We start from the raw sequence: 22,970 nt of genomic DNA, 5'->3' as shown, positions 1-22,970 counted from the left end.
CGCGTAGCAGGCGCTCAGCACGGCCGTGCTGGCCGTGTCGGTCACCCGCGGCATCACCGTCATCAAGAACGGCAGCGTCAGCCGCACCCGCCCCCATCCGTCGGCCGTACGTAGTGACTTCAGCAGTCGCATCAGGTCGGACCGGGGCAAGGCCATCGTGCGCTCCGCCGGCTGAACTGCCCGTTCACCAGGGAGACTTGCGCGGTGGCCTGCCCTTGTTCAGGGAGCAGTCACCGGCAGTGGGTGCACGCCCCGGGCAGACACCCGCGCGTTCACGACCCTTGAGCGGCTACACCTGGCTATGTACGTGAGTTGGGGCTCTGGTCCACTTTCTGTGGAGGGCTCACCGACAGTGATGTCAGAGGCATGTGGTGAGATGGCCGCTCTCTATTGGCTGTCTGTGGGAGATCGTTCCGATGCCTGTGTACCCGTCGCTGACCCGCGCTCTGGCGGAGGCTTTGGTCGATGTCCTCTGGTTCGTTGAGGGGTGCACGGACGAGCAGATGGATCCGGATGACGCGGTGAAGGTCTTGGAGGGTGTCGCCCATCTGGTGACACAGCTGTCGAGTGATCAGCGAAGCGAGTTCATCGACCTACTCGGTTCGATGGCTGCAGAGGAGGCCGATCCTTCGCGCCGCGAGTTCTTGGAGGGCTTCCCTGATGGTTTTGGACTCGTTGAGGACGACTCCTGACCTGGGATCTATGCGTAGAGCAGGACGCGCTTGCGGAGGAGTTCGAATCCTGCGCGGCCAAACATCTGACGCTTGAGCATCTTGATCCTGTTGACATGGCCCTCCACCACGCCGGAGTTCCAGGGCAAGGTGAGGCCGGCGGTGACAGCGTCGGGATCGCGCAGGAGGTGCTGAGCGAAGTGGCGGAGGCTGGGCAGTTCGGTGGTGGCGCTGGCCGCTTCGATCCATTCGGGGAGCTGGTCGCCGTGCAGGTGCGTGAGCATGTGGGCGAAGGAGCGCACGTGTTCGGCGAGTGCCGTCAGTTCGGGGCAGTTGGCCAGGGCGGCTTTGAGCTGGATCCGGTCGCTTTCAGGTAGGGCGTCGGGATGGGTGAGGATCCAGCGGGTGACGGCGCGGGCGGATGGTGGCCGGGGGCCGACCGGTTGGGGCTTGCCGCGAAGGGTCCTGCTGACGTAGTCGCGGACGCTTGCGTATCCGCGTGGATAGCCCTGTTCCTTAATCTCCTCCCACAGTTTCCAGGCGTTGGTGCAGCCTTCCTGCCAGCGCTGATCGAGGTAAGGCTTGTAGTCGTCGAGCCTGGTCGCACGGCTTTGCCACTGACCGGTGAACATCTCCTCCGGAGTCGTGGCGCGGGAGAAGCGCAAGATCGTGTTGAGGGTCATGCCGAGCTGCCGGGCGACGGACCGCTTGCTGTGACCGGCGGCGAGGAGAGCGTGGATGGTGGCGTGCTTGGCGCGGGTGCGTTCGGCGAACCGGTGCCCTGTCGGCCAGGGCGACGACGCGGTCGGCTCCGCCTCTTCCTGCGGTTGCTCCGGCTGAGCCGGCGTGGGGCGCAAGCAGCAGCGGTGCCGGTAGACGTACTTCTCGGCGGCTTCTCCCAGGTTGTGCCAGAGATGCCATCGGTCGGCGACCTGGAGGGCCTGTGGGGCGCCGCGGGTGGCTCCTTCGGCGAAGAAGGTGGCCCGGTCACGGCAGATGATCTCGATGCCAGGCCGCGAGCGTGTCCGCCTCCCGGTCGGGAAGGAGGTCGACCGGCCGACGTGTCTCGACGTCGACGAGCACGGTTCCGTAGACACGGCCCTTGCGCTGGGCGTACTCGTCCACGCCGACCACGCGGGGTGCTGCGACGGCGGGGTCCGGAAGCGAGGCGATCAGCCTCAACAGGGTGTTCCGGCTGACCGGAACCTTGAAGGCGCCCGTCATCCGGGCACCGGCCCGGCCCGCGAGCGCAAGACCGACCGCCACCAGCGTCGACCGCAGCCGCTCGGTCCGTCGCCCGAACCTGCGGGTGAGTCCGGGTACTTGCTCGGCGAAGGTCTTGCGCGGGCAGCAGTCCTCCGCGCAGACGAACCGCCGCACACGTAACGACACCACGACGAGCTTGCCCGCTGTCGGCAGGTCATGCGGAAATCGCAGGTAAGAGCCATGTATTCGGCCCGACCAGCACCCGCACCCCGGGCAGGCCGCCCGCCCTGCGGTCGTACGAGCCTCGATCCGGACGGCCGTGTCGGTCACCTCGACCGACTCCACCAACACGCCCTCGACCGAGGAGAACAACAGCTCATCCAGCTGTGGCAGCACTTCGTTCACGGCGAAGGACTGTCGACCACACCACCGTCCAGCCGGGCGATTTTCGGGCGAACTCAACCGGCATCACGCGAAGATCAACGGTCACCCTGCGTACGCGCCCACAAGAAGTGGACCAGAGCCCACGGAACTGACACAGCCATACACCATGCGGCGGGCCACCAGCCTGCGGCGAATGCGAGCGGAGGCAGCAACTGTGCACGTGTACATCAGTGCCGACATGGAAGGTGTGACCGGACTGGTCGACGCCGACGACGTCCCGCCAGGCGGCCGGGACTGCAAGCGCGGGCAGGAGGATGAACCCAGGACGTCAACGTCGCCGTGTGCGGCGCGCTCGATGCGGGGACCACCAGAATCCTGGTCAACGACGCGCACGGTCCCATGCGGAACCTGCTCGCTGACCAACTGCACCAGCGGCACTGGCGGTCCAGGTCGGCAGGCCGCTGTCAGCCGTGTGAGCAGGACGACACGAGGGTGCATCTGGACCGCGCACATGGCCGCTGTGTTGGGACGCACGATTGTTGGGGCAGGGGCAGGCCTTCAGCGGGAAAGGGGGCCCCGGCTCGCGCGACTGTCTCGATCAGATGGACGGGCTCTCCAGGAACTCCGATCCGGTCGTAGAACTCGACAGTCACTCCTGTGAGTTGCCGTCCGTAGACGCATCGCCCGTCGCCCAGATCGATGCGCACGACGCGTCCCGGAACCCTGCTGGCGCAGGTCTTGAGGACCTTCCGCCCGTCGGGTCTGCGTTGGTTCACGTGGTGACTATTTCCGCGGGCGACGTGGGCTGGCCCCGCTGGGCCTGGGTGAGCCGACCGCATGAGGAGCGCCCGGTCGGTGCCGAAAAGGGCGTCCGCCGCACCGCATTTCGTCTCCCCGAGAGCTTCATTCCATCGGTAGCCCCCGGTAGGGGCCGGGTACGTCGCAGATCCCGGCACCGCGCCACCCGGGCATCTTGCCGGTGGGGAGCGACAAGGGGTGACAAGCCCTGGCGGTCGGCCGTCGCCGACGCGCATGTGGGGAACGTGGCGGTGCGCTCGCGCAGGCACCGGAAAAAAGTCAGTGACGGCACAGGGCAAGTGGCCACGGGGTGGGCTGACATTCCCTCTGATCGGGACATCGTTGCGTCGTCATGCCGTAATGGAGGGGGCGTTCTTCCCAACACGTTCTTGGTTTAGGCCCCCGGCGGCGCATGCCCGTGAGCTCTGGCATGTGGTGCCAGGACCGGCCGGGGCACCTGACCACTTCCGGACGTTGGCTCCTGTTCGCCACACGAGGCCCTTCCGTGATCGATAGCAGGCGCTGAAGGATGTCGGCGCCCGGCAGGTGAACCTACGAAGTTCCGGGCTTGTGCCGGGACATGCGGCACATCTTCTGCCTGCCTGCCTGCCTGCTTGTGATCCAAGGAGCCAGTTCTGTTGAAACGTCTTCATACGGCCGCGGCGGCTGTCGTCGCCGCCGGTTCGCTGTGCATTGTTGCCCTGCCTGCCCAGGCCGGCGCGGCGCCCGCCGCGGCGAAGGCCACCCGGCTGGGTACGGGTGCGGCCACCACGGTGACGCTGATCACCGGGGACCGGGTGAAGGTCAGCAAGGACACCGGCGGCCACCCGGCCGTTGCGGTGGAGCCTGCCGACATCCCCGGGCGTCATGTGGTCTTCAGCGCCTGGACCGGCCCCGGTGGGGAAGTGCGGGTCGTGCCCAGCGACATGGCGCCGCTGCTGGGATCGGTCCTGGATGAGCGGCTGTTCGACGTCAGTGAGCTCATCCGGGACGGTTATGACGACGCGCACGCCGCTTCGCTGCCGCTGATCGTGCAGCACGGTCCGGGGGCGCGGGTCGCCGCGCCGGACGGGGCCTCGGTGCGCGCCGGCCGGGAGCTGACCAGCATCCATGCCACCGCTATTGGTGAGATCCGCTCGAAGGCCGCCGCTGGTGTGGGAACGGCCCTGGCGCTGGCCGGCCGCAGCGCGCTGGCCGGCCACAAGGCTGTCGGCACGCTGGGTGGTGCGCTGGCCGGTATTCAGCATGTGTGGCTGGACGGCAAGGTCAAGGCCGCCGGCCTGGACTGGAACCTTCAGAAGATCAACGCCCCGGCTGCGTGGTCCACCGGTGCCACCGGCAAGGGCGTGAAGGTCGCCGTCATCGACACCGGAATCGACACCACCCACCCCGACCTGTCGACCCAGGTCACCGAATCGGTCAACTTCTCCGACGCCCCGGACGCTCTCGACCATGTCGGCCACGGCACCCACGTGGCGGGCACCATCGCCTCCACCGGCGCTGCCTCCGGCGGGGCACGCAAGGGCGCCGCCTACGGCGCCAGCCTCTTGAACGTCAAGGTCCTCAACGACGACGGCGAGGGGATGGACTCCTCCATCATCGCCGGCATGGAGTGGGCGGCTCAGCACGGTGCGAAGGTCGCCAACCTGAGCCTGGGCGGACAGCCGACGGATGGCACCGACCCCGACAGCCAGGCCCTCAACCAGCTCACCACCCAGTACGGCACCCTGTTCGTCGTCGCAGCCGGCAACAACGGCAGGCCCCACACCATCGCCACCCCCGGCGCGGCGGATGCCGCGCTGACGGTGGCCGCCACCGACCGCGACGATGCGGTGGCCCGTTTCTCCTCCCGCGGCCCGCGCATCGACGGCGCCTTCAAGCCCGACATCTCCGCCCCCGGTGACGGCATCGTTGAGGACCGTGCGGCCGGCACCTCGCTGGGCAGCCCGGTCGATCAGTACTACACCACTCTGTCCGGCACCTCCATGGCCACCCCGCACGTCACGGGTGCGGCTGCCCTGCTGGCCCAGGAGCACCCCGACTATTCCGCGGCGCAGCTCAAGTCGGTCCTGCAGTCCAGCTCCCACACCCTGGGCGGGCCTGCGCCGGGCGTGGTCTTCGGCTCCGGCCAGGGCGCGGGCCGGCTGGATGCCGCTGCCGCGCTGAACCAGCAGGTCGTCCCCGACCACGGGGCCTTCGACTTCGGCCGCCTGCTGTGCGACAGCACCGCCCCGATGACCCGTCAGGTCACCCTCAACAACACCGGCAAGGCGGACGCGTCGTTCGATCTGTCCTCCCAGCTGACCGCCCTGAGCAACCTTCAGGCGGCGCCGGCCGGGATGGTGACGCTGTCCGCCGACCACCTGACCGTCCCCGCCGGAGGGTCCAAGACCCTCACCCTCACCCTCGACCCGAGCCACACCCTGCAGGGCGAGTATTCCGGACAGGTCGTGGTCACCCCCACCGGCGGCGGTGCGCCCCTGCACCTGGCGATCGGCTTCGAGAAGTCCGACCTGTGCGCCCTGCACCTGTCCGCCCTCGGCCTGGACGGCAAGCCCGCCATCGCCTACGGCCCGGTGCTGGACCTGGACACCGACCACCCCACGGGCGTGGGCATCCCCAGCGGCGGGACGACGCTGCTGCTGCCCCAGGGCAAGCACCTGGCCTTCACCCTCAGTGTCGAGCAGATGCAGCCCGACGGGCGCCTGGCCGCCGCTGTGATGAACGTTCCCGAGATCACGGTCACTCCCGGCAAGCAGGTCGTGCTGGACATGCGTAAGGCATCGCCCGTCACGGCGGACATTCCCAGCCGACACGTCGCGACTGCCACCACCTACGTGAACGCCAACCGCGTCAGCGCCGACGGTGTCGGCCACATCGCGTTCTTCGACATGGCTACCAACGGCTCCTCCGACATCGCCTTCTACGCCGGCCAGAGCGACGACCCCGTCGTCCACGGCACCTTGAACACCCAGCAGTACTTCCGGCTGGTGGATGCCGCGCACGCCACCGACACCGCGCACGCCTCCCAGGTGTACGACCTGGCCTGGAACGGCACCTCCTTCCCCGCCGACATGCGCCACGTGCTCTCCGGCAGGGACGTGGACAAGCTGGCCCGGGTCGACGCGGACTACCGCAACCTCAACTACCCGCAGCAGAGCAGGGGCGACTTCGAGGGACGGCTGCCCTCCGCGAACGGCCGGCCGCTGTTCTTCCTGTGGCCCCCGCACCAGCAGATCGCCCTGCCCATCAAGCGGACGGAGTACGTCAGCCCGGGCATGGACTGGCAGCGCTGGTACTTCCACAACTCCTCCAGCAACCGGGCGAGTACTCAGCTGATGAGCATCCGGCCCCAGCACTACCGCACCGGTGAGCGCACGCACGAGGACCAGCTCGCCGGCCCGTTCACCACACTCGGCACCGGCCGGCTGGATGCGCACGTCCTGGAGATGCTGGCCTGGGATCTGACCGACACCGCCGGCAACAGCCTGTGGAACGACAACCCCGCCGGATCCCAGCCGGGCTGGGGCAACGAGACCAAGGCATGGCAGGACGGCCGGCTGGTCGCCGACTGGAGCGACTACCAAGGCGGCTTCGACCTGCCCGCGCCATCCGCCCCGACCACCTGGAAGGTCCAGCGCGACATCACCACCCCCGGTAAGCTCACCAGCGGCAACGACACCCACACGGTGTGGACTTTCCAGACCAATCCCGTCACCGCCGGCAGCGCCTTTCTGCCCCTGCTCAATCTCGACTACCGCATCCCGCTGGACGAGAACAACCAAGCCCGGCCGGGCCACGCCCTGCCCCTCACCGTCGACGCGCACCGCCTGGCCGGCGCGCAGCCCAGCCGGATCACCTCGCTTCAGGTCACCTACTCCACCGACGGCGGAAAGACCTGGCACAAGCCGAACGGTGAGACCCAGGACGGCCGCTACCACGGTGTCCTGCCCAGCGGGGCCCTGGCGGCCGGCCAGATCGTCGCCCTCCACGTCACCGCCCGGGATGCCGACGGCGGCTCCATCGACCAGACCCTGAACGAGGCGATCCTGGTCGCCCACTGATCCACCACCACAGGCCGCATCCGGCGGGGACGAGCACCGGTCCCCGCCGGATGCGGTGCACCTGCACGCGGCAGGCGCCGGGGGAGAGAAAGAAACCAGGCGCCCACCCCGGCCGCCAGGTGACCCACGCAGGCCGCCCGAGGGAGGCGGCCGAGTTCATGCAGGAGGGCGCCGGCCCCGGCCGCGACGCCGGCCCGACACCCCTCCCGAGGGAGGAGCACGCCGTGGAGGACGGGGAGATGGGCCCGTGCCGAGCGGGGCCTTCGACGGTGTTCGCCGACGCTTCATCAAGCGCTGGTACTGCCAGGCCTCCCAGGTCCCTGACACCGGCGACCCGTTGGCAGCCAGGTGTGGGCCAGCTGAAGCAGAAGTCAGGAGATGGCCCGGCGTGAGGCAATGGTGGCCTGTCGTGCGGTTACCGAGCCGGTGCAGGGTCTGCCAGCCTTCACGGGGCCGGGTTGCAGGGCCGCGGAAGACGGGACCGAGCCAGGTGTGTTCCGTGCGCCGGGAGCGAACCGAACGTGAAAGGCAAGCGTGCAGGTCAACGTGATGGACCAGGGGCCCAGCCAGGAGGCGGAACCCCATCTCGCCCCGCTGGGCCTCTCCCCGGCCCAGGAGAGGATCTACCTGACGCTGCTGGCGTCGGGCGGCGAGCACACTGAACGGCTCGCCGACATCCTGGACGTGCCGGCGCAGGCCGCGGCAGGGGACCTGTCCAACCTGGCAGCGCTCGGGCTCGTGGCCAGGCAGGACACCGCGGGCGGCGGCCGGTACACGGCTGTGGCACCCGACGTCGCGGTGGCGGCGGCGGTGATGCAGCGCCAGCTGGCCCTGCTGAAGGTCCAGTCACGCATCGACACACTGATGCAGACCTACCGCAGCCGTGTGGCCGGGGCCGGCCCGCCGGCCCAGCTCCTGAGCAGTCCCGAAGAAATCCGGGAGTGCTTCGTGCACCTGCAGCGCACGGCCCGCCAGGAGGTGCTCAGTTTCACCCGCCTGCCCTTTGCCCTGGCCCTGGACCGCAATGACACGGAGCTGGAGATGCTGGAGCGGGGCGTTGGCTACCGGGCCGTCTACGAGCGGGCCGTACTGGCACAGCCCGGCGCGCGAGAGCAACTGCGCGGCTACCTGAATGCCGGTGAACAGGCCCGCGCCGCGACGATCCTGCCCAGCAAGTTCGTCATCGCCGACCGCCACCTAGCCATGATCGCGGTCCGCAGCGACCAGCAGGAGATGGCCTGCGGCTGCCTCCTGATCCGCACTACGGGGATCGTGGACGCCCTGACGGCCCTGTTCGAGCACGTCTGGGACCGCTCGGTGCCTCTGCAGCTCCACGATGAGGCCGGGCCCGAAAACGACGCGCTGACCACCGTCGGCGGCGGCGACCTCGAGCTGCTCGCACTGATGCTGGCCGGCCTGCCCGACAAGGCCCTGGCCTCCCAACTGGGGCTCAGCGTCCGCACGGTCCACCGGCGTATCCGCCGTCTGATGTCCCTCACCGGCTCCACCACCCGCATGCAGCTGGGCTGGTACGCCGCCCGAACCGGACTGCTGTGAGAAATCCCGAGCACGGGCGAGCCGGCCCGTCGGCCCGCACCAGGGGGCCGCTGCCGCAGCTCGCTCCCGACGTGAGCGCCGGGGCGGACAGGAGCCCGGCCGCGCGATGCCCGCAGCCTGCCCGGCCGGGCCCCCGTTCGGCCCTCCTGCGGGCGATGGCCGGATACGAGGGGTATCGGTCCTTGCCCCGCCGTGAGGCCTGGCCCGACCCTGGCAGTCATGATCACCTCGAACGGCCCGGCCAGCGCGGACAGGCGCCCGCGCACCCACCTCGTCGTGATGGTCCTCTATGACGGGGTGCAGGCGCTGGACGTCACCGGGCCGATGGACGTCCTGGCGGCCGCCAACGACCACGGGGGCCGCTACCGGGTTGTTGCCCTGTCTCCCAGCGGTAAGGAGGTGCGGACCACGTCCGGGTTGCGGCTTGTCTCCGACGGGGTGCTTGAGGAGTGGTCCGGGCGGATCGGCACACTCATGGTTCCCGGCAGTCCCAACTGGCACGTGCCCGTGGAAGACCACGGGCTGATCGAGGAGTTGACGCGACTGGCCCGCTCGGCCGGCCGGGTGGCCTCCCTGTGCGCGGGAGCCTTCCCGCTGGCGGCCGCGGGCCTGCTGGACGGGTGCCGTGTGGCCACCCACTGGCGGCAGGCCGACCAGCTGGCCGCCCGCTTCCCGTCGGTGCACGTGGACCGCGATGCGCTGTTCATCCGTGACGGACGGATCATCACCTCGGCGGGCGTGACAGCAGGCATCGACCTGACGCTGTCGCTGGTGGAGGAGGACCTGGGGCCCGAGGCGGCGCGGGCCGCGGCGAAGGACCTGGTGGTCTTCATGGCCCGGCCGGGCGGCCAGTCCCAGTTCAGTGTCCGGCTGCGCGCACGGTACTGCCGCAGCGTGACGGTCCGTGCGGTGCTGGACGCCGTGGCGGCCGCTCCCCACCTGGATCACCGGCTGGGCGCGCTGGCGGCAGGGGCGGGCGTGAGCGTGCGCCACCTGACCCGGCTGATCCGTCAGGAGACCGGCACCACGGCCGCCCGGTTCGTCGAGCAGATCCGCCTGGAAGCGGCGCAGGGCATGCTCGAATCGGGCACCGACCCGTTGGACACGGTCGCCCGCAGGAGCGGATTCGGATCCGCGGAAACACTGCGCCGTGCATTTCAACGCGAATTCGGCATTACCCCCGGCGCCTACCGTGCGCGTTTCCGTACCACGCAGCCGGAATGCCCCCGGGCGCCGTCCGGACCCGGCGGCGCAGTGCCCGCAGGCCGGGTGGCAGTCGCGCGGGGCGGCGGGTCGGCCAACGCTGGGTGACCGCCTTGCCCCGCAGATGAGGTCGGGCGGAGGATTTTCCCATGGACGGGCGAAGCGGGCGGAGCCGGCCGCACCTGGTGGTGATGGTGCTGTTCGACTGCGTCCAGTTGCTGGACGTCACCGGGCCGCTGGAGGTGTTCGCCGCCGCCAACGACCAGGGCGCCCGCTACCGGTTGCTGACCGCCTCCTGCGGGGGGCGGGAGGTGGTGACCACGGCGGGCGCACGGCTCGCGGCGGATGTGGTCCTGGAGGAGGTCACGGGCACAGTCGGCACCCTGATCATCCCCGGCCGCTCCGACTGGCGGACGGCGGTGTCCGACGCTTCCCTCATCGCCGGGATCAGCCGCCTGGCCGGGCTCTCCCGCCGAGTGGCCTCAGTGTGCGCCGGCGCGTTCCCCCTGGCGGCCACAGGACTGCTGGACGGACGCCGGGCGGCCACCCACTGGCGCCTGGCCGGCGAACTGGCTGAGAACTTCCCCCATGTCCAGGTCGATGCCGACTCCATCTTCGTGCGGGACGGGCACCTCATCAGCTCCGCCGGGGTCACCTCCGGTATCGATCTGGCCCTGTCGCTGGTGGAGGAGGACTTCGGCCCCCAGGTGGCGCGTGCTGCGGCGAAGTATCTGGTGGTCTTCATGGCCCGGCCGGGCGGCCAGTCCCAGTTCAGTGTCCGCCAGGCCGCCCGGCAGCCCCGCCACCAGGTGGTGCGGCAGGTGATGGACGACGTCACGGCCGATCCCGCCGCCGATCTCAGCCTGGAGGCCGTGGCCGGGCGGGTCGGGGTGAGCGTGCGCCAGCTGACCCGGCTCTTTCGGGCCGAGACCGGGATGACTGTGACCTGCTTCGTGGAGCAGATCCGTCTCGAGGCGGCGCAGGGGCTGCTGGAGTCCGGCACCGACCCGCTGGACGTCGTGGCCCGCCGCTCGGGGTTCGGCTCCGAGGAGACCCTGCGCCGTGCCTTCCAGCGGGAACGCGGCATCACCCCCGGCACCTACCGGGCGCGGTTCAGGACCACCTTCACGGCCCACTCGGCCACGGCCGGGGCCCACTGACCGCCCCTCTTTTCTTGTGCTGCATCGCCGATGGCCGGTTGCCGCACTGCCGGTTGTCGGCGCGGCGGCGGCCGCCCTCCAGGCACGGCACTCCATCCCCACGCCGGTTGCCGGCGCCGGCGCCACCATCGGCACGGTGCTGGTCGCCGTCGCCGTCGCCGTGGCGGTCTTCCTCACCACCGTCCGCTCCCGACGCTGTCCCACCTGCCGGCTGCCGGCTGGGACGGCAGTGGCAGTCGGCGGCACCGAGGTACTGATCGCTCGTGCCGACGGCATCGGCTCGCCCTCGTCGCGGACGTCCTCGTGGTGCAACCTGCCACCCGACCGTGATCCGCTACCGGGATCGTGCGACGGTCGCCCCATGGCGGCTGTGTTCAGGACGATTCAATGGTCGTCCGGCAGGTTCGCAGGGGCCGGAGGGGGAACTGGGCGGGTTTCCTCGTGCCAGGCCGAGCCCACGGCAGTCGCGGCGATTCCATTCCTGGAAGAACGGGGCCGGGCTTCTGAACCCGAACCTCCCGTCGGCCGCCGGGAGGTGGCCCAGAAGCTCTCTGGCATGTCGTGACGGTACAACTGTGCCAACTGTTCGATGACGGGCCGCAGTTCAAGGCCCGCAGGCCGGAGAGCAATGGGCGTGGAGTCATCGATCGAGCGGATCGGGGGATGCTCGCACCGGTACGCAATTCGGGTCCCAGGGCAGGGAGGAACGTCGTTGCCATGCAGCGTCGGCCGCCCGCCCGCCCGGCGGGATGCCGACGACACTCCCTAGGAGCCTGCCCGCTGCTCCCGGTGTCCTGTCCGATGCCGGCCCGGCGCGTACCGGTGGGCAGTATGGCGTCGACGGCCAGCCCCCTGCGGGCGCGTCCGCGTGTCTACGCGTGGCCGGGTCACGCCACTTCGGCGGCGGAAGTCGCCGCCGGTCTCCTGTCCGTCGTCAAGCGCAGTACCGCGCCCACGCGCCACCCCTCGGGCTCGCGGGTCACCTCGATCGTTTCCGACAGTGCCTCGACGATGGCCAGGCCGCGGCCGTGCTCGGTCAGTTCCTGCGGGATGACAAGCCGATGTGACGCCAAAGGAGCTCCGGAGTCCGTCACGCACATGTACAGCCAGTCGGTCTGCTTGAGGAGGCGGATGGATATGTCCGCGTGGCCGTAGCGGACGGCGTTGGCCGCCAGTTCACTGATGACCAGTGCGGCCGTGTCGAGGTCGTCCGCGCTCACCCCCCACAGGGTGAGGAGGCCGGTCGTCCAGCGACGGGCGACGCTCACGCTGGCAGGCTCGGCGGGCAGCGCCACCACGGCTGTCCGGGCAGGATCCGTCGCAGGCAGCGTCATCCGGTGCGTGGCGTCCACGGCCAGTACGGTCTGGTGAGCGGCAGGGTGGGGATTACGCGGAGGAGACAGCATGGCGACCTCCAAGGGTGCCTGTGAGGCGGTGGATCCGCCGGCACATGGTGGACAACCGCGTGCGCCCCTGCGTCCGTGGCCTTGCCGCTGGACCTGTTTCCCACGTTATTGGCCGTGCGCGCGGCAAGGATCGTGCGGTCCCATGTCCGTCGTGGGTGGTACCGGCTCCCACGGGCCGATCGCAGCGGGTGGTCACGCTGGACACGCCGGATGAACGCCAGGCGCGGGCTCACGGGCGGCCCGCGACGCTGGCCGGACCTGCATCCGGGCGGGCGCTCCACGGCAGGATGCGGTGGATGCCGCGCTTCATCGGGCCCGGTTTCGCACGGCGTCGTCACTCCCACACAGCCGGTAGGTGCACGGTGTAGGGGCGCCCAGGCGGCGCTGGAGGAGACAGTAGGCCACCGCCCCGAGCAACGCGCCGATCAGCGGGGCGACCAGGTAGACCCACAGCAGCCGGGTGTCACCGGACAGCAGCGCGGGGCCCAGTTGGCGTGCCGGGTTCGCCGAGCCTCCGCTCCATCCCCCCAGCACGGTGATGATCAGGGCCGTTGCCGCGCCGACGGCATAGGGCAGCCAGCGGCTGATGGCGGGGTGGGCCAGGAAGAATCCGACCATCAGGACCACCAGCGCGAGGCAGCCGGCTTCCGCGAGCATGAGTGCGGTCGTGTTCCACGCTGGGCTCGGGTGCACGGCGGCATAGTGCAGCGATGACCGGGCGACCACCTGCCCCCAGCACCACCGTCCCAGCGCGGTGCCTGCCACCGAGCCTGCCAGTTGCGCGGCGGCGTAGAGCGGTACGTAGCGTCCGGGGAAGGCGCCCATCAGCCACAGCGCGAGGCTGATTGCGGGGTTCATGTGGGCGCCGGAGCAGCGCCCGGGCGGGGAGGTGATGAGCACCACGAGGACGATCCCGACCACGCCCCCCACGGTTGCCGCGGCCGCCCGGGTGCCTGCCATGGCGAGTGGCGAGTCCGGTGATGTCAGCCAGCGGGCGGCGGTGACCACGCAGTACAACAGGACGGTCGTCAGCGCGAACTCCCGGGCCGCGTCGGTAAGCCCGTACAGCGGGCGGCGGTCCCAAGGAGCGGGGGTGGGGCCCTTGGTTTGTTCCCGGAGCACCTTTCGACGGTACGTCGCAGGGCAGCCGCATGGGCCAGGAAGCCGCCAGCGGCTGGTGGCGGGCCCGGGCTGGGGGCATCACGGCGCGTGGATCATCAGGCGGCGGGAGCGGGCCAGACCTCGCGCAGGGTGCCGGCCAGTGCCCGTCCCTGCCGCTGGCCGGCGCGGGCGGAGGCGGGCCGCCGCCCGGGGTCCAGCGGATTGGGGCCGATCGCCTCCAGCGCGGCGTCGTCAGGCGTGATGACCCGTACCTGGCTGTGTGCGCGCAGCAGCGGCACCTCGCCAGCCAGTCCCTTGGACGCCGGGTTGAGGCCGGGGCCGGTGTCGGGGGCGAGGACGACCACCACGTCGTGGCCCATGGCGAGGTCGGCGTTGGTCGCGGAGCGGACGCTGCCGTCGATGTAGCGGCGTCCTGCGACGGTGGCGGGCGGCCACACGCCGGGCACGGCGCAGCTGGCCGCGACGGCGGATGCCAGCACGATGCCCGAGGTGCGGTCCCACACGACAAGATCCCCCGTCTGCGCGTCCACCGCCGTGATGAGCAGCCGGCGCCCAGGCCAGGCGTCAACGGGCAGCCGGGCCTGAATGGTTTGCATCCGCTCGGCCTCCGGGACGGTGTGCGCGGTCAGGGCCATGGCACCGATCCGGGCCCGGATCTCCTGCTCGTCGCGGGCGCCCTCGATCAGCCGGGTGAAGGCGGCCGCCGCGGCCTGTGGGTCGAAGTCGGCCTTCACCTCCCGCGAGGTGCTGGGGGGCCTGAGCTGTTCGGCGACGAGTGGGTGAAGGCCGACGCCGCTGGTGGCCTGGACCGCCACGACGGATCCAGCCGACGTGCCGACCACCAGGTCGGCCGCCGTAAGGTCAACCCCTGCCTCCTGCAACGCCTGGAGCACCCCGAGCTCCCAGGCAATACCCGTCACGCCGCCTCCGCCGAGCACCAGGGCCGTGGACATCAGCAGCCCGCCCCCTTGCGGCGGCCGGCGAAGGCCTGGCGCAGCACCTGGCCGGCCTGGTCGATCGCTGCCTGGGTGAGGGGACTGGCCGCCAGCGGATCCTGCGCGGTGAAGGAATGGATCGCCCCCAGGTAGCGGACGGCGATCACGGGTACGCCTGCCTCCATGAGCTTGCGGGCGTATGCCTCACCCTCGTCGCGCAGCACGTCAGCCTCGGCCGTGATCACCAGGGCCGGCGGCAGTCCGGCCAGTTCCTCTGTTGTGGCCCGCAGCGGTGCGGCAGTTGGTTCCGTGCGCACCGAGAGGTCGGGGGCGTAATGGTCCCAGAACCACTCCATTTGCGAGCGGGTGAGGAAGAAGCCGTCCGCGAACTGCTCGTAGGACGGCGTGTCGAAGCCGGCGTCCAGCGACGGGTAGAACAGCACCTGCTGCAGCAGGTGGGGGCCGCTGCGGCGCTTGGCCAGCAGGGCGGCGGCGGTGGCCAGGTTGCCGCCCCGTTGCTCATCGTCCAGATCTCCGTCCAGGGAGATCTCCCGGGTGACGGCCGGTTCGAGTCCTGGCTCCAGCCGCAGCCGGACCTGCACGTCGGCAGCTTCCGGGCGTGGCGGTCGGCATCATCCTCAAGGCCGCCGAGGTGCAGGCGCCCGACCGGCGAGGATCGGCTCGAACGCGTCCGGCCCTGTGTCTTCGCCGACCGGGGCGCGTCTGTCGGCGACCAGGCGGTGGGGCCCGACGGCGATCAAGCGGGCGATGCCGCCGCGCTCGGTGATCTGCACCTTGCGGCCGGACACCTCAGCTCTCTCCAGGAGCCAGGAGCACAGCGATCCTGCTCTTGTGGGCGATGGCGTCGCTGACGCTGGGGGAGAACCAGGCGGCGAGACGGGTCCGGTGGTGCGGGCTGAGGACGATCAGGTCGGCGTCGAAGCCCTCGGCGGCCTCCTGCACGGCTGCCGCCACATCGGACACCAGTCCATCCAGCAGTTCGCCGTCCGCCTGGATGCCGGCCTGTCGCAGGGTCGCGACGGCCGAGTCCAGGACCCGGTGGGCGGCTGAGTCATCCTCCAGGCCGACGACGGTGTCATACACCACCTCGGAGGGATCGATGTGCAGCACACGGACCTTCGCGCCGGTCAGCAAGGCCAGCTCGGCGGTGGTACGGAGGGCGCTTTGTACGGCTGGAGTGCCGTCGACGGCAACCAGGATGCGGTGGAACATGGCGGACATCTCCTGAATGTGTGGGGGGAGTCAGCGCTCGGCGGCGCTTGGGGCGGAGGGGGTGGCCACCAGCGCTTCCTGGTGCCGGTGCTCGACGGTCCGCTCGCGCTGGATGAGGGCGACGGCGGCGGAGACGCCGAGGAGCACAACGGACAGCCACAGGCCCTTGGCGATGCCTCCGGACGAATCGGAGAGCAGGCCGGAGACCAGTGGCCCGACTGCCTGGCCGACGCTGAAAGCCACCGTCAGCAGGGCGATGCCGGAGGTCCAGGCGTGCGCGGGGAGCATCCGGCGGGCCAGGACGGTCACGGCGGTGGGGCCAGCCATGAACGAGCCGCCGAAGATGATCGCCGAGGCGATCGCGGCGCCCATCCCGTGCCACAGCAGGACGGGCAGGACACCGATCAGCACAACGGCCGAGACCAGCGCGGGGGCCGCACCACCGCGCAGTCGGCCGACCACCCGGCCCCACACCAGCAACGTCGCTGCCGCGGAGACCACGCCCAGCACGATGAAGAACGTGGCCGTGCCCCAGACCTTCATGCCCTGGCTGTGCAGCAGAGCGATGACAAAGGTCATGTACGACACGTAGCCGGCGCCGAACAGTACGTACCAGACAAAGATGGGCGTCATCGGCCTGAGAGTGCCGCTGCCGCCGTGGGCGGTGCCACCTGCGGCCTGCTCGGGTATCTGGCGCGCGGCCCAGGCGGCCGGGCCGATGGCGAGGAGGGCAAGCAGGCCCATCAGCAGCCACCCGGCCTGCCAGCCCGCCACGCCCCAGGCGGTGAGGGCCGCGGGGACCACCACGCCGGAGAGCACCACCCCGATGCCGACGCCGGCCATATACATGGCGACCAGCGTGGCCGAGCGGGCCTGATGCCCGCCACTGCGGACGCGGGAGGCGAGCGCCGATCCGACCACGAAGGTCACCGCAGTGCTCAGCCCGCCGATGAACCGCAGGACGGCAAGCCCGGCGAAGGTGCCGGTCGCCCCGGAGGCCAGCAGGGTGAGCGCACTGATGGCGATGCCCCACACGAACGCTGCCCGGGCGCCGAACCGGCGCGACCACCAGGCCGCGGTAGCGGCTCCAATGATGTAGCCCAGTGCGTTGGCGGTGTTCATACCGCCGGCCGCCGCGTAGCTCCAGTGCAGTTTCTCGCGCATGGCCGGCAGCAGCAGCGCGTAGGCGAACCGGGTGAAGCCCAGCGCCACCACCGGGCCCGCCGCCAGTCCCAGCGCAACGAGAAACTCCGGCCGCTGCTTGGCGGCGAGAGACGGTGAGGTGGTCATCGCACACGCTCCCAGGCAGTCGAGTTGATCATGAGAGGGCCTTTCTCGAACGATCCGGATTGAGGATCACGGGCGCTTGATCAGCGCCTTCACGGGGATCAACCCGTGTTGCCTGCGCTGCCATGGCCAGCCGCCGGGCCCAAGAGCCCACGGATCGGGCCACCGGGAAGCGCCGCGGGGCGGGCGGCGGTCACTGCGCCGCCCGCCCTGTCACGGCGGTGCGGGGCACAAGGGCCTGCTCATACTGAGCAGGCAGTGGGGGCGCTTGTGGCAGGCGCCTGCGCACCAGGCCGAAGAGCCCAGCTCCCACGAGCGGGGCAATCAGGTATATCCACAGCCACGTGAGGTCATGGGAGAACAGCTCCGGCCCGAACTGCCGGGCCGGATTGAAGCTTCCGCCGGTCCACCTGCCGACCAGCAAGATCAGCGCGGCGATTACCGAGCCGACGGCCGCCGGCAGCAGAAAGGCCAGGCGGGGCCGAGCTGACACGAAGGTCACCGCGGCGAGCATCAGGGCGGTTGCCGCAGTCTCGGATATGAACACCACGGTCCACGGGATTCCTTCGGACGCCCGGATGGCGGCGAAGCCGACGGCAGGATCTGCCGTCTGCTCGCCCCACAACAACCGACCGGCCGCCACACCTGACACCGAACCGGCCAGTTGGGCCGCGGCGTACGCCACGGCATCCCGCCCGGGCAGGGCGCCCATGAGCCAAAACGCCAAAGAGACGGCCGGGTTCATGTGCCCGCCGGAACGCCGCCCGAAGGGCGAGACGATCAGCAGGCCGACAGTGGTGCCGCTGACCACGGCGTCCACCGCGAGTCGGCCCTCCTCCGAGGGAACCGCGCGTGGCAGAGGACTTCCGGCACCGAACAGGCCACGGAACATCGTGACGATCACCAGCAGCAGGATCGCGGTAGCGGCGAATTCACTCAGCCACTCACGCCAGTGCGGGCTGCGGCCATGCGGGCCGTCGGTACTCACAACATCCTCCTGAGCGCTGATACTTCGCCGACTTGCGACCACGCGGCGGCCGACCCGCCACGCGCCGGGCTAGCCGGCGCCCACGATCCGGCGTCGCATTGCACACCCCTGGCGCGGACGTCGCGATCCCGAGCGGTTCACCTCGTCAACCGGCGCCCATGGCAGTGCCATGGCCGGTGACACGGCCATGAAGCCCACGGATCCGGCCGCGGGCCCCGACCGCGGCACGCGGCCCGCTGTTGCCCGGGTGCCGCGACTGAGCCGTTCGGCAGGCGCACCCGCTTGCGTGATCGCAGCCGGTCAGCCGGGCGCCGTTTGAAGGAGGTCTCCCGCATGCTGCAGCGGCGCACCGGCCAGGATCTGGGCGAGATCGACCGGCTCACCGGTGAAATCGCCACCGTGGCCCGTGCAATATTGCGGGTCGTGACGGGGGTGGAGTGCACTGCCTGGCCGGCGCTGGGCAAGCGGCCGTCGGGACGACTTGCGCACCTGGTGGGCCGGCTGGCCGGGGCCGCGACGGGCACCCGCCGACTGCTGGAGCAGGCCGCTTTGCGGCTGGCGGCCATCGGTACGATCCCCGACCGGCTGGTCTCGTTGGTCGGTCCCGACGCCCGGCCGATCCGCAAGGGCAAGTCCCGGCATCCCACCCGGTTCGGCTGTCCCGCGCTTCTGGCCAGGGGTGAACGCGACTTCGTCGTCGACGCGTGCCGTCAGCGCGCAAGGCCGCGAGATACGGCTACTGACGCCCGCAGCCCCTTTTCTCAGGCAGCCCTTGGCGGAAGGGCGGAGTCGAGCAAACTGAGGTCGCCGTGCCAGCTGGGCACCCAGCCGTTTTCGATCACTCGGCGGGCAGGGAGTGCATGAGCGGCATCGACCCTGTTCTGCTCACCGAGTGGGCGATGGTGGTGCTGAACTCGCCACAGGGACAGCTGGATCAGCTGGCTCACGGTGACCGCCGGGTGATCGGCCGAAGCCCCGCGGGTGGTGATCACGTGCGGGGCCGGCGCCACTGCGCTCAGCGCCGTCGGAAACAATCCGGATGTCCAACGCGCACACGGCCCAGCCGCCCTCGACCGACTCGCCGCCGTGGTCCCGGCCGAACTCCACGACGAATGACAGGCCTTCGACCGCCGCTACCTCTCCGAAGGGTCCATGGCCCAACTCCGCACCACCGAACTGGCCGAGGACGACCGCCCGCTACCTCCACAGCCGGAACCCAATCAGCTCGGCCAGTGACTGCACCACTCGGCGGGACACCATCGGTATCCGGCTTGGAAGTGGGTGCTCGCCCCGGTCCATCAGGGCGGCGATACAGCGGCGCACGGTGCGCAGGCTGAGTCCCAGGTGCTGGGGCGGCGGCTTCGTCCTTGAGGCCGGAGGTCAGCAGGTGCAGCAGGTGCTGTTCGTTCTGGGTCAGCCCGGCTGCCCGCGGCAGCTGATCTGCACCGGCGTAGGGCTTGTCCTTCTCCCGTAGTGAGCTGGAATTCCCTCCCCTTCAGGGAGGGGAGCAGTCAACGGTGTTCCTCCGCGCCCAGAGGAATCTCGAACCAGACAGTCCTGCCGTCGGCGTGGTCGCGTACTCCCCAGTGCTGTGCCCGATCGCCGATCATGCGCAATTCACCGCTGGCGCATTGACCTCGTGATGCCCCGCGCATGGTTCCGCGGGCGCTGAGCACCTCGACGAGCAGCACGTCCGTGCGGTGCAGGCGGACACCGAGGGGGCAACCGTCGTCGCAGGCGGCAGCGCTGACCAGCTCCTCGATCAAAGGCTCTGCCGTGTCCGCGAGCGTCGGCAGGTTCCACTGCTCCAGCTGGCCACGGATGAGGCGGCGCGCCCGACAGGCCTCGGTGCTGTCGCACGAAAGGTCCCATGAGGCGGTGCGGTGGTGGGGCAGACCTCTGATCGCTACCGCCAGGAGGGTGATGTCGTCCTCGCCGCCGTGTGGGCGCAGATCGGTGAGGACGGCGTCACACAGCTGGTTCAGCGAGTGGCTGCCGCGGCCGAGTGCGGCGGCCAGGCGGTTCATTCCGACGTCGATGTCCTGATCGTGGGTCTCGATCAGCCCGTCGGTATACAGCACGAGGATGTCGCCCTCGGTCAGTTGCAGTTCGGCGGTGGCGTACTGCTGCCCGCCGATGCCCAGCGGCGGACCGGCGGGAATCTCGGGGAACTCCACGCTGCCGTCGGGGTGGAGGAGCGCCGGTGGTGGATGGCCGGCTCGGGCGATGGTGCAGCGACGGGAGACGGGGTCGTAGACGCCGTGCAGGCAGGTTGCGATGTCGGAGGGGTCATGGCTGCCGGCGGCCATGAGCGCGTCGACTCGGGTGAGGAGCTCGGCCGGTTCCCTGCCTTGGCTGACTTCGGCCTGCATGAGTGTCCGGAGCCGGCCCATGGCTGCTGCTGCACGGATGTCGTGTCCGCTCGCGTCGCCGATGGTGAGCGCGATGCGTCCGTCCGGCAGCGCCGCGACATCGAGCCAGTCGCCGCCGACCAGTGCCGAGCGGTTGGCGGGCAGGTAGCGGTGGGTGGTCTCCAGTCCCGGATGGAGGGGGATTTCGCGCGGTAGCAGGCTCATCTGCAGTCCTAGCGCGACGGCCCGCTCGCGGGCGTAGCGACGGGCGTTGTCGAGCGCGAGCGCCGCGAAGGCGCCGATGTGTGTTGCTATCCGCAGATCGGCCTGTGAGAAGGACGCGCGCTGCCGTCCGCGATAGACGGTGACCAACCCCAGGACCTGCCCCCGTGTGACGAGGGGGACGACCATCATCGAGTGGAGGCCGAGCCTGCCGAGGTCTGCGTCACCGGGCCGCTTTGGGCGCGACCACGTGTCGCCATGGTCCAGCCGGACCACCAGCCTGGGCTCGCAGAGCGGGCAGGCGGCGGCGAGTTCCGGCACCGCATCCCGCAGTGCGTGCAGGGGGCCCTGGTCGATGCCGTGCACGGCCGCTCGACGCCAGACCGACCGGTCTTCCAACCCGGAGGCGGGCGGATCGTCGCCATGGAGTACCGGTTCCAGCAGGTCGATCGTGCTGTAGTCGGCTATCGCCGGAACCAGGACCGCGGTCATCTCCTGGACCGTTTGGCACACATCCAGCGTGGTCCCGATCGCATGACTGGCGGTGCCTGGCAGGGCGACCTGTTCACCGGCCCCGGCGGCCGCGTTGATGACGGCAGCCGCAGTCCTGAGACCTGCTGAGACCTCCCGGACGGGGTTTTCGGAAGGAGGGAGACTTTGCATTCATGACTCCGGATCAAAACGGCGGAAGGGATAGCGGTGCGACGACGAATTACGCCTTTACCCGTGACAACCGTTTCACCGGCGTTCGCTATCGCTGCCCCCTGGCCGTATGTCCCACGGATTCGGCCAGCGGCTAGATGATCTAGTCCAAGGGGTCAGTGAGCGTAGGCGATCAGTGAGCGTAGGACGGTTTGTCCGGTGGCGTCGTTGTGCCAGATCGCGGCGGTCAGCGCGAGGATGCGTTGCATGACGCGGGCTATGACACCTCCGGGTGTGCGCCCTCGGTGCCGTTCGAGGTCAAGCTGTCCCTTGAAGGTCTCGTTGATCGATTCGATGACCTGTCGCAGCGGCTTGAACAGGGCTGCGCCAGGCCGTTCCCGTTCACCTTTACGGGCAGGCCGCAGCAACTGGACTCCATGCTCGGACAGTTCGCGTTCGAAACCACGGCCGAAGTAGTTCTTGTCGCCGATGAGAGTCTGTCGGGGGCGCTCTCGCAGAAGCTCGCATTCGGCTGCCAGGAGGTCAAGGAGGGTCTCGCGTTCGTCGGCCTTGGCCCCGGTCAGGGCGAAGGCGATGGGCAGGCCCTGAAGGGTGCAGACCAGGTGCAGGTGCAGGCCCCAGAAGAAGCGGCTGTGGCTGGCGCAGTAGCCGTATTCGGCCCAACCTGCCAGGCCGGAGCGTTTGACGGTCTCGCGGGAGCGGCCGCATTCCACCGGGGTGGAGTCCACGACCCATACGTCGTCGCTCCACACCGAGGTGGTGGCCAGGATCCGGTTGACGCTTCGCATCAGACCGGCGGCCTTGCGCAGCCGCTTGTTGTAGCCGGGCTGCTGGGGCAGGTAGGGGAAGAGGTGGCGCAGGTGGGCACGGGCATGGCGGAGCCATTTGGCCTCGGAGGTGTAGCCGAGTATGGCCTGCATCGTGGCGAGGGTGACCAGTTCGGCATCGCTCAGGCGGGGCGTAATGCCGACCGGCGGGCGCCACGGCGCCAGGTTGGGATGCTCCTTCAGCATGTCGTCGGTCGTCGCATAGAGTGCTGTCGCGAGGGTGTCCACGTCGTTCGTCACAAAACGATCTTGGACACCCTCGTTCTCGTCTCCGCAGGCACCCCTTGGACCACACCACCAGGAGGAACCCGTGTCATACCCGCAACTGCTCACCCCCGAGGAGAAGCTCGCCGACGCGAAGAAGCTGTTGAGCCTCCCGCGTATCGTCGTGATCTGCGGCTCCACCCGCTTCATGACCGAGATGAACGAGGCCGATCTGCGGGAGACCAAAGCCGGAAAGATTGTCGTCAAACCGGGCTGTGACATGAAGTCGCCGCACGAACTTTGGTCCGATCCTGTCGAGGCCGAGGCGCTGAAGGTTCGACTCGACGATCTGCACCGGGCGAAGATCCGGCTCGCTGATGAGGTGCTCGTAGTCGGCGACTACATCGGAGACAGCACCCGAGCCGAAATCGCCTACGCCCGGTCGCTGGGCAAGCCCGTGCGGTTCACGCACCCCGAAGTCGACCCTGGCGCCTGACCGCCCGCTGCCACCTCGACAACCAGGGCCGGCAGCCCGCCGCCTGACCGTCTCGCGGTGGCTTCGGCCGCCGCCCACCCCACACCCTCCGCAGGCATCCCTTGGAATTGATCATCGTACGTCCAGCAGTCCGGACGTCATCACAGCCCAGAAGGGATGTGGACAGATGTAACCGGACGTCAAGCTCAGGATA

General features: G+C 69.9%; 17 protein-coding genes and 2 pseudogenes. 8 read left to right on the top strand and 11 right to left on the bottom strand.

The window, feature by feature from the left end; genetic code table 11:
- Nucleotides 1–416 precede the first annotated feature (416 nt).
- Complete coding sequence (locus tag ABZ656_RS43855) at nt 417–692, top strand: hypothetical protein (RefSeq protein ID WP_360276208.1); 276 nt, start codon at nt 417–419, stop codon at nt 690–692.
- Nucleotides 693–700: 8 nt separating this feature from the next.
- On the opposite strand, the gene ABZ656_RS43850 is transcribed toward ABZ656_RS43855, so the two are convergent.
- Both ABZ656_RS43850 and ABZ656_RS43845 read right to left on the bottom strand, forming a co-directional pair.
- On the bottom strand, nt 701–1,768 hold the full coding sequence (locus ABZ656_RS43850; RefSeq protein WP_360276205.1) for a transposase: 1,068 nt from the start codon (nt 1,766–1,768) through the stop codon (nt 701–703).
- Entirely contained in the window at nt 1,659–2,282 is a 624-nt protein-coding gene (locus tag ABZ656_RS43845) for a transposase family protein (RefSeq protein WP_360276202.1), read from the bottom strand. Before ABZ656_RS43845 ends, ABZ656_RS43850 begins: the two co-directional genes overlap by 110 nt.
- 318 nt (nt 2,283–2,600) lie before the next feature.
- On the opposite strand from ABZ656_RS43845, the gene ABZ656_RS43840 reads away from it, so the two are divergent.
- From ABZ656_RS43840 to ABZ656_RS43820, 5 genes are all read left to right on the top strand, one after another.
- Entirely contained in the window at nt 2,601–2,900 is a 300-nt protein-coding gene (locus tag ABZ656_RS43840) for a M55 family metallopeptidase (RefSeq protein ID WP_360276199.1), read from the top strand.
- Between the two features lie 797 nt (nt 2,901–3,697).
- Nucleotides 3,698–7,123 (top strand): S8 family serine peptidase, encoded by a 3,426-nt coding sequence (locus tag ABZ656_RS43835; RefSeq protein WP_360276196.1) that lies wholly within the window; start codon nt 3,698–3,700, stop codon nt 7,121–7,123.
- A 534-nt stretch (nt 7,124–7,657) separates the two neighbouring features.
- Entirely contained in the window at nt 7,658–8,680 is a 1,023-nt protein-coding gene (locus tag ABZ656_RS43830; protein ID WP_101403499.1) for a helix-turn-helix domain-containing protein, read from the top strand.
- Nucleotides 8,681–8,899: 219 nt separating this feature from the next.
- Nucleotides 8,900–9,991, top strand: a complete 1,092-nt coding sequence (locus ABZ656_RS43825; protein ID WP_360276192.1) for a GlxA family transcriptional regulator — start codon at nt 8,900–8,902, stop codon at nt 9,989–9,991.
- Nucleotides 9,992–10,032: 41 nt separating this feature from the next.
- A complete protein-coding gene (locus ABZ656_RS43820) occupies nt 10,033–11,043 on the top strand; it encodes a GlxA family transcriptional regulator (protein ID WP_319753963.1) in 1,011 nt (336 codons plus the stop codon).
- A gap of 887 nt (nt 11,044–11,930) precedes the next feature.
- Here ABZ656_RS43820 and ABZ656_RS43815 read toward each other — a convergent pair.
- The 7 genes and pseudogenes from ABZ656_RS43815 to ABZ656_RS43785 all read right to left on the bottom strand — a co-directional run bounded on the left by ABZ656_RS43815 (nt 11,931) and on the right by ABZ656_RS43785 (nt 18,014).
- On the bottom strand, nt 11,931–12,449 hold the full coding sequence (locus ABZ656_RS43815) for an ATP-binding protein (RefSeq protein ID WP_101403500.1): 519 nt from the start codon (nt 12,447–12,449) through the stop codon (nt 11,931–11,933).
- Nucleotides 12,450–12,755: 306 nt separating this feature from the next.
- A complete protein-coding gene (locus ABZ656_RS43810) occupies nt 12,756–13,571 on the bottom strand; it encodes an MIP/aquaporin family protein (protein WP_360276187.1) in 816 nt (271 codons plus the stop codon).
- A 95-nt stretch (nt 13,572–13,666) separates the two neighbouring features.
- Complete coding sequence (locus ABZ656_RS43805) at nt 13,667–14,524, bottom strand: patatin-like phospholipase family protein (RefSeq protein WP_360276184.1); 858 nt, start codon at nt 14,522–14,524, stop codon at nt 13,667–13,669.
- A pseudogene (locus ABZ656_RS43800) lies at nt 14,524–15,018 on the bottom strand (alpha/beta hydrolase fold domain-containing protein); the annotation flags it as partial. The gene ABZ656_RS43805 and the pseudogene ABZ656_RS43800, both read right to left, overlap by 1 nt.
- 298 nt (nt 15,019–15,316) lie before the next feature.
- Nucleotides 15,317–15,748, bottom strand: a complete 432-nt coding sequence (locus tag ABZ656_RS43795; protein ID WP_360276181.1) for a universal stress protein — start codon at nt 15,746–15,748, stop codon at nt 15,317–15,319.
- Between the two features lie 21 nt (nt 15,749–15,769).
- Nucleotides 15,770–17,029, bottom strand: a complete 1,260-nt coding sequence (locus ABZ656_RS43790; protein ID WP_360276178.1) for a YbfB/YjiJ family MFS transporter — start codon at nt 17,027–17,029, stop codon at nt 15,770–15,772.
- Between the two features lie 190 nt (nt 17,030–17,219).
- Nucleotides 17,220–18,014 (bottom strand): aquaporin, encoded by a 795-nt coding sequence (locus ABZ656_RS43785; RefSeq protein WP_360276175.1) that lies wholly within the window; start codon nt 18,012–18,014, stop codon nt 17,220–17,222.
- Between the two features lie 270 nt (nt 18,015–18,284).
- On the opposite strand from ABZ656_RS43785, the pseudogene ABZ656_RS43780 reads away from it, so the two are divergent.
- Nucleotides 18,285–18,716: pseudogene (locus ABZ656_RS43780) on the top strand (ISNCY family transposase); the annotation flags it as partial.
- Nucleotides 18,717–19,525: 809 nt separating this feature from the next.
- Here the strand turns inward: ABZ656_RS43780 and ABZ656_RS43775 are convergent.
- Both ABZ656_RS43775 and ABZ656_RS43770 read right to left on the bottom strand, forming a co-directional pair.
- Complete coding sequence (locus ABZ656_RS43775) at nt 19,526–21,079, bottom strand: GAF domain-containing SpoIIE family protein phosphatase (RefSeq protein ID WP_360276172.1); 1,554 nt, start codon at nt 21,077–21,079, stop codon at nt 19,526–19,528.
- Between the two features lie 326 nt (nt 21,080–21,405).
- Complete coding sequence (locus tag ABZ656_RS43770; protein WP_360276169.1) at nt 21,406–22,317, bottom strand: IS982 family transposase; 912 nt, start codon at nt 22,315–22,317, stop codon at nt 21,406–21,408.
- Nucleotides 22,318–22,387: 70 nt separating this feature from the next.
- Between ABZ656_RS43770 and ABZ656_RS43765 the strand changes: the two genes are divergently transcribed.
- Nucleotides 22,388–22,777, top strand: coding sequence for a hypothetical protein (locus ABZ656_RS43765; protein WP_199836705.1), 390 nt, complete (start codon nt 22,388–22,390; stop codon nt 22,775–22,777).
- Nucleotides 22,778–22,970: the final 193 nt, after the last annotated feature.

Source organism: Streptomyces sp. NPDC007095 (genome assembly GCF_040634475.1).
GTDB lineage: Bacteria > Actinomycetota > Actinomycetes > Streptomycetales > Streptomycetaceae > Streptomyces.
The sequence above is the reverse complement of the archived record's forward strand: the minus strand, read 5'-3'. Positions and strand labels throughout refer to the sequence as shown.

Coding starts and splice junctions, on each gene's coding strand:
- ABZ656_RS43855 (WP_360276208.1), top strand. CDS start 417: ATGCCTGTGTACCCGTCGCTGACCCGCGCTCTGGCGGAGGCTTTGGTC.
- ABZ656_RS43825 (WP_360276192.1), top strand. CDS start 8,900: ATGATCACCTCGAACGGCCCGGCCAGCGCGGACAGGCGCCCGCGCACC.
- ABZ656_RS43820 (WP_319753963.1), top strand. CDS start 10,033: ATGGACGGGCGAAGCGGGCGGAGCCGGCCGCACCTGGTGGTGATGGTG.
- ABZ656_RS43815 (WP_101403500.1), bottom strand. CDS start 12,449: ATGCTGTCTCCTCCGCGTAATCCCCACCCTGCCGCTCACCAGACCGTA.
- ABZ656_RS43805 (WP_360276184.1), bottom strand. CDS start 14,524: ATGTCCACGGCCCTGGTGCTCGGCGGAGGCGGCGTGACGGGTATTGCC.
- ABZ656_RS43795 (WP_360276181.1), bottom strand. CDS start 15,748: ATGTCCGCCATGTTCCACCGCATCCTGGTTGCCGTCGACGGCACTCCA.
- ABZ656_RS43790 (WP_360276178.1), bottom strand. CDS start 17,029: ATGACCACCTCACCGTCTCTCGCCGCCAAGCAGCGGCCGGAGTTTCTC.
- ABZ656_RS43775 (WP_360276172.1), bottom strand. CDS start 21,079: ATGACCGCGGTCCTGGTTCCGGCGATAGCCGACTACAGCACGATCGAC.